Here is an 11,283-nt window from a genome sequence, read left to right on the forward strand (position 1 = left end):
GATGATTACAACATTGAAGAATACAAAAGAAATGATAGCTGCCCGTGTGGCGAAAGAAATGAAAGACGGGGATGTTGTAAATTTAGGAATCGGCCTGCCCACCTTGGTGCCGAACTATCTGCCAGAAGGAGTAAGCGTCATGCTTCAATCTGAAAATGGGTACATAGGGCTTGGACCAGTAAATGGGGAAGCGGACCCCGACCTTGTCAATGCTGGTGGACAGCCTGCAGGCATTCTGGCTGGCGGTTCCTTTTTCGACAGCTTATTTTCTTTCCAGCTGATCCGCGGGGGACATATCGATGTGACCGTGCTTGGCGGACTGGAAGTTGATGCCCAAGGAAACCTGGCCAACTGGATGATTCCGGGTAAAATGGTCCCAGGCATGGGCGGGGCGATGGACTTGGTGACGGGTGCCAGGAAAGTGATTGTTGCCATGGAGCATTGCTCGAAAAAAGGAGCTCCAAAAATTTTGGAACAATGCAGCCTCCCCCTTACAGGAAAAGGGGTAGTTGACCTGATAGTGACCGAATTGGCAGTGTTCTCTGTAACTAATGATGGGTTGGTACTGGAAGAACTGCAGGAAGGTGCCGATTTGGAGACTGTGAGAGCGAAAACGGAAGCGAGCTTTATATTGGGCCATAAACTATCTTAAAAGGACTGGAGGAAAAATGAAATGCGTGAAGTCGTGATTGTAAGCGCTGTACGAACAGCAATAGGAAGCTTCATGGGAACATTAAGCAATACTCCCGCAACGGAACTCGGGTCGATTGTCATTAAGGAAGCTCTCAGCCGTGCCGGACTGAAGGGGGAACAAGTGGATGATGTGATTATTGGAAATGTTCTGCAGGCTGGACTGGGCCAGGGTCCTGCCCGCCAAACCTCCTTAAAAGCGGGATTGCCAATGGAAGTACCTTCCACCACCATCAATAAGCTGTGCGGTTCAGGTTTGAAGGCCGTTCATCTTGGTACTCAATCAATCCAGCTTGGGGAAGCGGACATTGTCGTCGCTGGCGGCATGGAAAATATGAGTCTGGCACCCTACCTGCTGCCAAAAGGGCGGACCGGGTACCGAATGGGTGATGGCAAGGTTCTTGACAGCATGATACAGGATGGTCTCCAGTGTGCGGTGAACAGCTGCCATATGGGAATGACAGCCGAAAACATTGTGGATGCCTATGGTTTGACCCGGATGGAGCAAGATGAGTTTGCCGCTTCGAGCCAGCAAAAGGCGGAAATGGCCATTCAGGAAGGAAAATTCAGKGACGAAATCGTTCCGGTTCAGATTCCCCAGCGAAAAGGGGAGCCTGTTGTCTTTGATACGGATGAATTCCCCCGCTCGGGAGTAACAGCAGACAAGCTTTCCAAGCTTAAGCCTGCTTTTAAAAAGGATGGCAGTGTCACAGCAGGAAATGCTTCAGGTATTAACGACGGGGCTGCAGCACTGGTGTTAATGAGCAGGGAAAAGGCAGAAGAGCTGGGCATCAAGCCTATGGCGGTCATTCGCGGAAATGGAGCAGCAGGAGTGGACCCAAAAATAATGGGGATTGGTCCTGTCCCGGCCGCAAAGAAAGCCCTAAAGAAAGCAAACCTTTCAATTGCGGATATGGATTTGATTGAAGCGAATGAGGCTTTTGCGGCCCAATCACTTGCGGTGGGACGGGACCTGGAAATCCCAAGGGAAAAACTGAATGTCAACGGGGGAGCGATAGCATTGGGACATCCAATCGGCGCTAGCGGAGCGCGTGTGCTTGTCACCTTATTGCATGAAATGAAACGCCGGGATTCCATATATGGTCTAGCTGCACTATGCATCGGCGGCGGAATGGGCGTTGCAACAGTAGTAGAAAACATAAGAGGATAATGGGAGGGTATTAAATTGGTTGAAAACAAAGTTGTCTTTATTACAGGAGCAGCGAGCGGAATTGGCTACCAAATTGGAGTAGAGTTCCTTAAAAATGGTGCAAAGGTTGTTTTTACTGATATTAATGAAGAAAAAGTATACGAGGCAGCAGATGCCCTTGGCAAGGAAGGCTTTAACTGCCTGGGACTTAAAGTGGATGTGACAAAGGAAGAAGACATTAAAAATGCGATTGATGCGACCGTTGAAAAATATGGCAGGCTGGACATTCTTTTCAATAATGCCGGGCTGCAGCATGTTTCTCCGATTGAAGAGTTTCCAACAGATAAATTTGAATTCATGATTCGGGTGATGCAGATTGCTCCTTTCATTGCGATCAAGCATGCGCTGCCAATTATGAAAAAACAGGGGTTTGGCCGTATTTTGAATATGGCATCCATTAATGGACTCATCGGCTTCGCCGGCAAAGCGGCTTATAATAGCGCTAAACATGGGGTTATCGGCCTGACCAAGGTAGCGGCATTGGAAGCAGCGGAACACAATATTACGGTCAATGCCATTTGCCCTGGTTATGTGGATACACCGCTTGTGCGCGGACAGTTTGAAGATTTGGCTAAGACGCGGAATGTACCTGTCGAAAAGGTGAAAGAAGAGGTCTTGTATCCATTGGTTCCCCAAAAACGTCTTTTGGCCGTGCAGGAAATTGCCGACTATGCCTTATTTCTGTCAAGTGAAAAAGCAAAAGGCATTACGGGACAAGCTGTTGTGCTTGATGGCGGATATACGGCACAGTAAAAGGAATTTTATATTGCAGAGTTGGGAGGCATGTTCTTTTGCTAGTCCCCTAATATCTACACACATCCCCGGCATTCATTTATACTGCCGGGAGGCTATTAACTTACGTTGGAGGGGTTTGTTTGCTTGGGATTATTCTTGGTCTAGTTGTTTTAATGGTACTTGCTTTCCTTGGCTGGTCGATCATCTGGGTAGCGCCGATTGCTGCAGGGGTAGTGGCCCTGACTGGCGGCCTGGACTTATTGGAGGCCTATACTGATACGTATATGAGCGGATTTGTAGGATTCGCAAAGAAATGGTTTCCTGTTTTCATGTTGAGTGCCATCTTCGGCAAGCTTATGGAAGACACCGGGATGGCAAGAAGCGTCGCTGTTGCCTTGTCCAGATTGATGGGCACAAAACGCGCCATTTTGGGTGTATTGTTATCTTCTGCGGTCCTTACCTATGGCGGAATTTCCTTATTTGTCGTAGTCTTTGCGGTGTATCCGCTGGCATTATCCTTGTTCCGTGAAGCGAATATTAGCCGAAGGCTGCTTCCTGCGACAATTGCCCTCGGTGCTTTCACATTTACAATGACAGCGCTACCAGGAACACCGCAAATTCAGAACCTGATTCCAATGCCTTATTTCCAGACAACCGCCATGGCGGCTCCGGTCATGGGGATTGTCTCGGCATTGATCATGGGAATCTGCGGCTATTACTACCTGATCTGGCGCCAAAAGCAAATGGCGGCGAATGGGGAAGTTTATGATGAGCCTAATGACAAAAGCATTTTAAAAGTGGAAGGTTCCGTTCCCAATGTGCTGTTGTCGCTTTTACCGCTGTTAACGGTGCTGATTACCCTTAATGTCCTTGAATGGGATATAGTAATTGCTTTACTCGCAGGCATTTTGCTCATATTGATTTTAAACATCAGCAAAATCAAAGGATTTGTGAAAAGTATTAATGCGGGTGCGGCAGGCTCGATTACCGCCATTATCAATACAAGTGCTGCAGTTGGTTTCGGAACAGTCGTACAAGCTGTTCCAGGCTTTAAGAAGCTGACCGATATGCTGGTAGGCATTCCGGGAAATCCGCTTATTTCCGAGGCGGTGGCCATCAACCTGCTTGCAGGCGCAACTGGTTCTGCATCAGGAGGCATGGGGATTGCCCTGGAAGCACTGGGGGCCAAGTATTATGAACTTTCAATGACGAGTGGAATTGCCCCAGAGGCTTTCCACCGTATCGCCTCCTTGTCATCCGGAGGACTTGATGTTCTTCCTCATAACGGAGCTGTATTAACCTTGCTGACGATTACGGGGATGACACATAAGGACAGCTACAAGGATATCGCCGTTGTCGCCATCATTATCCCGATTATCGCAACGGCAGTCGCAATTGTGTTGGCCGCTATGGGAATTTACTGATTGACGCGAACCTTGTCCAGTGATGGACAAGGTTCTTTTGATGGGAAATTTTAATGTTTTTAGTATAATAATAGTAATGACTAACAAGGAGAACATTCAATGCACTATGAAATGAAAAGGCTTTCGAGGAGCTGGCTGGGGGAAATTATCAGCTTAGCAATAGAAAGAATCGTTGTTGTCGATACAGAAGGCTTTATTCTTTATATTGATGATGCTTATTGCCAATTTATCGGGACCAGGGTAGAGGATGCAATTGGCAAGCCTGTTCAGGAGGTAATAGAGAATACAAGAATGCATATTGTTGCCAGGACAGGCAAAAAAGAGCTGGAAGACATTCAGCCCATCAATGGAAGTGTCATGATTGCTAATCGGTATCCTCTTATCATTGAAGGCGAGCTGGTGGGAGCAATGGGTACCGTCATTTTTCCGAACCCCGAGAATCTCTTGCGGTTCAATACGAAAATCCAAAACCTTGTTGAAGAACTGAATTTCTATAAAACAAAGGCTGTAAAAGAATTGGAAAGCAAATACAGCTTTGATGACTTGATTGGCAACAGCTCTACATTCCAAAATGTGAAGGATTTCGCCAAAAGGATCTCGGTCAGTGACTCCTCGGTGCTTTTGACAGGAGAGTCGGGGACAGGTAAAGAATTGTTTGCCCATGCCATCCATAAAAGCAGCCTGCGCAGTAAGTTCCAATTTGTTCCGATAAATTGCAGCGCGATTCCGAAGGAGCTGTTTGAATCGGAGCTTTTTGGTTATGTGGCCGGCGCTTTTACCGGTTCCCAGAAAGGCGGAAAGAAAGGCTTGTTTGAAGTAGCCACAAATGGAACTGTGTTCCTTGATGAAATTGGTGAGATGCCGCTATCGATGCAAACAAAACTTTTAAGGGCTTTGCAGGAAAAAGAAATCATGCCGGTCGGCGGGCAAAAGACCATCCCGGTTGATGTCCGCGTGATTGCAGCCACTAACCGTGATTTGGAAAAGATGGTCGAAGAAGAAACCTTTCGCCAGGATTTATACTACCGTTTAAATGTGATCAATATTGATATTCCATCGTTAAGAGAAAGGAAGGAAGATATCGAGTTCCTGTCCTTCGAGCTCTTGAATAAATTGGGAAGTAAATTTTATCGGAGCGGAATTGAGTTGTCACCTGAAGTTCTAGATGCCTTTCAAAAGCATACCTGGCCCGGGAATGTGCGGGAACTGGAAAATGTGCTTGAGCGAGCGATTAATCTGCTGGACGGCGATGTCATCCAGTCGATTCATCTGCCATGGTATTTGAGAGGCGAGGAAGCGGTGACCAGGGTGCAGGGTGATTCTTATTCAGAAGACTCAGGGTTGTCTTCACTGCCCGTGCAGCCACTAAAAGAAAGACTGTGTCAAGTTGAAAAAGAGGCAATCCAGGATGCACTCATATTTACAAACGGCAATAAGGTGGAAGCTGCCAAGCTGCTTGGGATAGGTAAGACTAGGATGTATGAGAAGTGCAAGCTGTACGAAATCTAAGTTGCCCTTCCATCAACATGAGAAAAAAAGAGTTCCCGACGAGAGGAACTCTTTTTTGTCTATCTATTAATAAACCTTATCACCATTAAAGATGGAATTCTTCACAACCACATAATCCACATTGCGGATGGCACTCAGCTTGTCCCCGCCTGCATAGGAAATGGATGACTGCAGGTCCTGCTCCATTTCTGTCAGTGTATCCTGCAAGGGACCTTTGTATTCAACATACATTTTCTTGCCTTCAACGTTTTTCTTTTCGCCTTTTTGGAATTCGGAAGCGGATCCGAAGTACTCTTTGTAGATTTTACCGTCTTTCTCGATTGTCTCTCCCGGAGATTCCTCATGTCCGGCAAACAGGGAGCCAATCATGACCATGGACGCCCCAAAACGGACAGACTTGGCAATATCTCCATGTGTCCGAATCCCTCCGTCGGCAATCACAGGCTTGCTTGCCGCTTTAGCACACCAGCGAAGCGCAGCCAGCTGCCAGCCGCCAGTGCCGAACCCTGTTTTAATCTTTGTGATGCAGACTTTTCCCGGACCGATCCCTACTTTGGTTGCATCGGCACCAGCATGCTCCAGCTCCCTGACGGCTTCGGGTGTACCAACATTCCCTGCAATCACAAAGCTTGCAGGCAGATGGTTTTTTATATGTTTGATCATGTCAATTACCGCATTAGAGTGGCCATGCGCTATGTCGATGGTAATATATTCAGGAACAAGCTCTTCTTCGGCAAGCTGGCGGATGAATCCGTATTCTTCCTCTTTGACGCCTACACTGATTGAAGCATACAAGCCGCGGGCTTTCATATCTTTCACAAAATCCATTCTTTTTTCAGGCTCGAAACGATGCATGATATAAAAGTAACCGTTCTCAGCCAAATACAGGGCAATTTTTTCATCAATGATTGTCTGCATATTGGCAGGTACGACTGGCAGTTTGAAGCTGCGGCCGCCAAGGGKGACCGATGTATCGCATTCTGAACGGCTGTTAACCACACATTTTGCAGGAATCAATTGAATATCTTCGTAATCAAATACATTTTCCATAAGTCCCACTCCTAAAGACGAATATTATTTTTAAAGTTAATATAAATCGTTCGGACATTGGTAATATACCTTAATTTATGGATTCTGTCAAAGGGTTTACAATTATTCAGGGAAAAATACAAATAACGCTAGCTAATTGTTAAAGGGAATAACTGTGACGTTATAGCAAAAACTATGGGAATAGTTGTTGAAAGGAGGATATAAGTTGGTTACCTTTGATAATATCGTTCAGGCAAAAGAAAAAATGAAGGGGATTGTCCACCGCACACCATTGGATTACTCCAAGACCTTCAGCAGCCTCTCGGACAATGAAGTGTTCCTAAAACTTGAAAACTTGCAAAAGACTGGTTCTTTTAAGGTTCGCGGATCTTATAACAAAATGATTTCCCTAAAAAAAGAAGAAGTGGAAAAAGGAGTGGTAGCCGCTTCGGCAGGCAATCATGCCCAAGGTGTTGCCTATTCTAGCAGCATGCTCGGAATTCCTTGCAAAATCGTGATGCCGCAAGGGGCCCCTCTCAGCAAAGTGGAAGCCACAAGAAGCTATGGAGCGGAGGTGATATTGGAAGGCCGCGTGTTTGATGAAGCTCTCGACTATGCCTATGAACTGCATCGGCGCTCTGGTGCCGCATTTGTCCATGCCTTTGATGACCAGGCCATTATTGCAGGGCAGGGAACGGTCGGTCTCGAAATCATGGAGCAGCTGCCAGATGCAGATGCAATCATTTGCCCTGTAGGGGGAGGCGGCTTGATTGCTGGAATAGCAGCCGCTGTAAAAGAAAAGAACCCATCTATTCAGGTTTATGGAGTAGAAGCAATGGCCTGCCCTAGCATGGCCCAGTCAATAAAGGTAGGGGAAATCACCACGTTTGATGCCAGCCCGACGATGGCTGATGGAATTGCCGTAAATACACCGGGAAAATTAACCTACGAATTGGTCCAAAAATATGTGGATGACATTTTTACGGTAGACGAAATGCAAATTGCCCAAAGTATGCTTATGCTGCTTGAACGGAATAAATTGCTGGTTGAGGGCTCAGGTGCGGTTTCTCTGGCAGCGATTTTATCGGACAAGCTTCCTGTAAAAAATAAGAAAGTGGCTGCGGTAATAAGCGGAGGCAATGTCGATGTAAGCTTTATCTCGAGAATTATTGAGCGGGGGATGGTTGAATCCGGCCGCTTTGTGCAGTTCAGCATGATTTTAAAAGACAGGCCGGGAAACCTTGAAAGTGTTCTTGAAGTGGTCACAGAACTTCGGGGAAATATTCTGGACATCTCTTTGAACCATATGGGAAGCAAGATTTATCCAGGTTATGCGCAATTGAATCTTTCAGTCGAAACAAGGGATTCTGCCCATATTGAACTGATATCAAGGGCCCTAAAGGCCAAAGGGTTTGCAGCAGAGGTCATGCTTTAGTTCATATGTGTTAGCCAAAGGAGAATGTCCCATCCGGGCTTCTCCTTATTTTTCATCTTAGCCAATATTTGCTGGTATTTGAGTCCTGTAGAAGGGGAGATAAAAATATAAAAAAAGATTTGAACCAAACAATACCTTCGGGCGTCATATAACTGACCGCATAAGAAAGGGGCATTTTATGGATCAAGAGGAGGACCTGGTTTTAATACAAAAAGCGCTGAAGGAAGATGATGATGCCTTTGCCCAGCTCTTTCAAAAGTATGACAGCTTCTTATACAAATACCTTTTGAAATTGACGCTGGATGAGGAAATGAGCAGGGACCTTGCCCAGGAGACCATGCTCAGGTGCTATACGCATTTAACTTCCTTTAAAGGCGAGTCAAAATTTTCGACGTGGATGGTTTCGATTGCTTCCAGGCTATATATTGACCAGCTGCGAAAGCAAAAGCGGGAAAAGAAATGGATGGAACTTTTGAAAGGTAACCTGTCCCGCCAGCTTTCCTGGCAGGCAAATGCCCGGGGAATGGAATGGAGTGATGCGTTTGCCGATTTCAATCAATTGGATGCCGAAGCAAGGATTCCAATCCTGCTGCACCACTATTACGGCTACACCTATGAGGAAATCGGGGAAATCATGGGTGTCCGGGCCGGGACCGTCAAATCACGTGTTCATTATGGCTTGAAACAGCTAAGGAAGGAGTGAGATGGTGAACATGAAGGAAGATCAGGAACAGTTAAACGCATTGAAGCGGGATTGGAAACAGCTGGATGATCTAGGTGACTGCTCTCCGGCCTCGCTTATGGAGATGAAAGCCCAGATCGCATCCTTTCGGGTGAAACAGAAGAAAAAATTTTACAGGGAATTATACATCTTCTTATCTATTGCCGTCTTTATCTTGGGCATGATTGTTATTGGCATCATGAAGCAGCCATCCCTTTTTATTGCCCTCCAGGCTGGAGCCAGCCTCTTAGCCCCAATGGTCCTTTATGTTCTTTTTAAAAGAAAGAAGCAGGAAGGAAAGGTATATTCATGACGCCTTTGGAACAATACGTGCTCTTGCCGCTGCTTATATTGGTTTTGCTGACACAAAGTACGCTGCTGTTCATTGATGCGAAGAAAAAGGGCAGCTTTGCCTGGTTTTGGGGTCTTTGGGGACTTATTCAATTTCCTTTGCCAACGTTGTTTTATTACTTTTTTGTTGTTCGGCCGCATAGAAAAAAAAGAAGCGCATAGAAAAAAAGAAGATAGAAAAAGAGGGAGAGATGATGGGTGGATATCTTGTCTGATGTAAACTGGGCGCTGGTTGCCCCGCTGATTGTGCTGCAGGCCATTCTGATGGTGGCGGCACTGGCTAGCTGCCTGAAGCAGGAGGAAACGAACGGTCCTAAGGGAATGTGGATCCTTGTCATTATTTTTGTGAATATCATTGGTCCCGTTCTCTACTTTGTCATTGGACGCAAAAGTGCTTAGGGGGAGATTAGCATGTTAGTCACTGTAGAGAACTTATCGAAACACTATAAAGACCAGAAGGCTGTCAATTCCATATCTTTTTCAATAGAAAAAGGCCGGTGCATCGCTTTGCTTGGGCCAAACGGAGCAGGCAAGACAACCACCCTGCAGATGCTTGCCGGCCTGCTGGAACCCACAGAAGGGAAAATCCGCTTTGCAGGCCATTCCCAGAAGGATTACAGGCCATTGATTGGTTTTCTGCCCCAGCATCCTGCATTTTTCAACTGGATGACAGCTCGGGAGTTCCTTCAATTTGCGGGCGGGCTGTCGCATGTTCCAAAGAAAAAATTAGCAGCGCGCATCGAAGAGACTTTATCCTTTGTATCACTGGATGATGTGAAAAACAAGAAGATCGGCAGTTTTTCCGGAGGGATGAAGCAGAGGCTGGGGATGGCACAAGCTTTATTGCATGAACCAGAGCTTCTTATACTGGATGAGCCGGTGTCTGCGCTGGATCCTTCGGGGAGAAGGGATGTTCTTAAGTTAATTGAAAAGCTCAAAAACCGGATGACCATTCTTTTTTCGACACATATTCTGCATGATGCCGAACAAGTATGCGAGGAAATTTTGATGCTGAAAGATGGCCAGTTGAAGTGGAACGGTCCTCTGGAATCGTTAAAGACAGAGTTTGATGCATTGGCTGTCAAAATTGTGACAAAAGAGCCGCTTTATGGAGTGCTTGAGCCACTGGACTTTATTGGCGATATTGAATACCTTGATGACCACGCGGCAAAGTTTAGGATGAATGACCAAACAAAGGTGAATCAGCTTCTCCACGCACTGTTAACGGCGGAAAAGACACTGCTTCACTATGAAATTGTTCAAGATTCTTTGGAAGACGCATATATGAAGGTGATGGAGCGATGAAAAATTTTCTCATTCTTTTTAAAAAAGAGATGAATGAAAGCTTGCGCAACGGAAGGTGGATTTGGCTTCCGATTGTGCTGATGATCGTTGGAGTTTCACAGCCGCTGACCAGCTATTATATGCCGCAAATTCTGGAGGCAGCAGGGAATTTTCCTGAAGGTGCTGTAATCGATATCCCAACGCCGACTGGGGAAGAAGTTCTGATTGGCACGCTTTCCCAATATGGAACGATCGGTTCCCTATTGTTTGTTCTGTCGATGATGGGCGTGATCTCACAGGAAAGGCAGAATGGCTCCCTGACTCTTGTGATGGTTCGGCCAGTAAGCGCGATACAGTATATCGGAAGCAAGTTCCTTGCCCAGCTTACTATCTTATTTTCAGCATTGGCAGCCAGCTATCTTTTAACCTGGTATTATACGAATTTATTATTCAACTATGTTCCCTGGCAGCTAATGCTGACAAGCTTGTTAGTGTACAGTCTATGGATGGTCTTTATTGCGGCTGTCACGATTTTTGCCGGAACGCTGCTTCGAAGCAGCGGGGGAATAGCTGGAGCAAGCATATTGTTTCTTTCCTTAATCAGCCTGCTTACGACCTTGCTGCCTAAATATATGAAATGGAGCCCGGCAGCCATTCGGGCGCAAGCATCGACCCTGCTGATGGAAGGTCCATGGGACTCTGAAAGCTGGCTGGTTGTATGCAGCACCATCGGGATTTCACTGCTGCTGTTCAGCCTGGCTGTCTTCAGCTTCAAACGTCTTGAAAGCTTTGGAAGCTAGGGGAAGCGAGGCTCCTCCTGTATAATTAGTATGGTGGGCGGACAATAAGTTTGCGTTTCGGGACAATAGAACTTCTTTTCCGGACAATAGAACTG

The 11,283-nt window shown here is 46.3% G+C and carries 13 protein-coding genes; 12 read left to right on the forward strand and 1 reads right to left on the reverse strand.

The annotated features are described in order from the left end of the window. Position 1 precedes the first annotated feature (1 nt). The 5 genes from ADU22_RS16645 (at position 2) to ADU22_RS16665 (ending at position 5,568) form a co-directional block, all read left to right on the forward strand. On the forward strand, positions 2-652 hold the full coding sequence (locus ADU22_RS16645; protein WP_053363161.1) for a 3-oxoacid CoA-transferase subunit B: 651 nt from the start codon (positions 2-4) through the stop codon (positions 650-652). A 21-nt stretch (positions 653-673) separates the two neighbouring features. Then, complete coding sequence (locus ADU22_RS16650) at positions 674-1,861, forward strand: acetyl-CoA C-acetyltransferase (RefSeq protein ID WP_053363162.1); 1,188 nt, start codon at positions 674-676, stop codon at positions 1,859-1,861. A gap of 15 nt (positions 1,862-1,876) precedes the next feature. Next, positions 1,877-2,653: a 3-hydroxybutyrate dehydrogenase gene (locus tag ADU22_RS16655; RefSeq protein WP_053363163.1), complete on the forward strand. Its 777-nt coding sequence runs from the start codon at positions 1,877-1,879 to the stop codon at positions 2,651-2,653. A gap of 122 nt (positions 2,654-2,775) precedes the next feature. Further along, positions 2,776-4,059: a GntP family permease gene (locus ADU22_RS16660; protein ID WP_053363164.1), complete on the forward strand. Its 1,284-nt coding sequence runs from the start codon at positions 2,776-2,778 to the stop codon at positions 4,057-4,059. Positions 4,060-4,158: 99 nt separating this feature from the next. Beyond that, on the forward strand, positions 4,159-5,568 hold the full coding sequence (locus tag ADU22_RS16665) for a sigma-54 interaction domain-containing protein (protein ID WP_053363165.1): 1,410 nt from the start codon (positions 4,159-4,161) through the stop codon (positions 5,566-5,568). Between the two features lie 66 nt (positions 5,569-5,634). On the opposite strand, the gene guaC is transcribed toward ADU22_RS16665, so the two are convergent. Then, positions 5,635-6,618, reverse strand: coding sequence for a GMP reductase (gene guaC, locus ADU22_RS16670; RefSeq protein ID WP_053363166.1), 984 nt, complete (start codon positions 6,616-6,618; stop codon positions 5,635-5,637). 205 nt (positions 6,619-6,823) lie between these two features. On the opposite strand from guaC, the gene ilvA reads away from it, so the two are divergent. From ilvA to ADU22_RS16705, 7 genes are all read left to right on the forward strand, one after another. Continuing rightward, positions 6,824-8,032: a threonine ammonia-lyase gene (ilvA, locus tag ADU22_RS16675; RefSeq protein WP_053363167.1), complete on the forward strand. Its 1,209-nt coding sequence runs from the start codon at positions 6,824-6,826 to the stop codon at positions 8,030-8,032. Between the two features lie 178 nt (positions 8,033-8,210). After that, on the forward strand, positions 8,211-8,735 hold the full coding sequence (gene sigY, locus ADU22_RS16680) for an RNA polymerase sigma factor SigY (protein ID WP_053363168.1): 525 nt from the start codon (positions 8,211-8,213) through the stop codon (positions 8,733-8,735). A 1-nt stretch (position 8,736) separates the two neighbouring features. After that, positions 8,737-9,066, forward strand: coding sequence for a YxlC family protein (locus ADU22_RS16685; protein WP_053363169.1), 330 nt, complete (start codon positions 8,737-8,739; stop codon positions 9,064-9,066). Next, a complete protein-coding gene (locus ADU22_RS25020; RefSeq protein WP_053363170.1) occupies positions 9,063-9,266 on the forward strand; it encodes a hypothetical protein in 204 nt (67 codons plus the stop codon). The genes ADU22_RS16685 and ADU22_RS25020 overlap by 4 nt, the downstream gene beginning before the upstream one ends. 45 nt (positions 9,267-9,311) lie before the next feature. Then, positions 9,312-9,503, forward strand: coding sequence for a PLD nuclease N-terminal domain-containing protein (locus ADU22_RS16695; protein WP_053364616.1), 192 nt, complete (start codon positions 9,312-9,314; stop codon positions 9,501-9,503). Between the two features lie 12 nt (positions 9,504-9,515). Then, complete coding sequence (locus ADU22_RS16700; protein WP_053363171.1) at positions 9,516-10,409, forward strand: ABC transporter ATP-binding protein; 894 nt, start codon at positions 9,516-9,518, stop codon at positions 10,407-10,409. Next, positions 10,406-11,188, forward strand: coding sequence for an ABC transporter permease (locus tag ADU22_RS16705; protein ID WP_053363172.1), 783 nt, complete (start codon positions 10,406-10,408; stop codon positions 11,186-11,188). The genes ADU22_RS16700 and ADU22_RS16705 overlap by 4 nt, the downstream gene beginning before the upstream one ends. The last annotated feature ends 95 nt before the right edge of the window (positions 11,189-11,283 follow it).

This window comes from Bacillus sp. FJAT-27251 (assembly GCF_001273925.1).
GTDB lineage: Bacteria > Bacillota > Bacilli > Bacillales > Cytobacillaceae > Mesobacillus_B.

What these genes read in the sequence shown, in the direction of transcription:
- ADU22_RS16645 (WP_053363161.1), top strand. Translation starts at nt 2, where the DNA reads ATGATTACAACATTGAAGAATACAAAAGAAATGATAGCTGCCCGTGTG.
- ADU22_RS16665 (WP_053363165.1), top strand. Translation starts at nt 4,159, where the DNA reads ATGCACTATGAAATGAAAAGGCTTTCGAGGAGCTGGCTGGGGGAAATT.
- sigY (WP_053363168.1), top strand. Translation starts at nt 8,211, where the DNA reads ATGGATCAAGAGGAGGACCTGGTTTTAATACAAAAAGCGCTGAAGGAA.
- ADU22_RS16685 (WP_053363169.1), top strand. Translation starts at nt 8,737, where the DNA reads ATGGTGAACATGAAGGAAGATCAGGAACAGTTAAACGCATTGAAGCGG.
- ADU22_RS25020 (WP_053363170.1), top strand. Translation starts at nt 9,063, where the DNA reads ATGACGCCTTTGGAACAATACGTGCTCTTGCCGCTGCTTATATTGGTT.
- ADU22_RS16700 (WP_053363171.1), top strand. Translation starts at nt 9,516, where the DNA reads ATGTTAGTCACTGTAGAGAACTTATCGAAACACTATAAAGACCAGAAG.
- ADU22_RS16705 (WP_053363172.1), top strand. Translation starts at nt 10,406, where the DNA reads ATGAAAAATTTTCTCATTCTTTTTAAAAAAGAGATGAATGAAAGCTTG.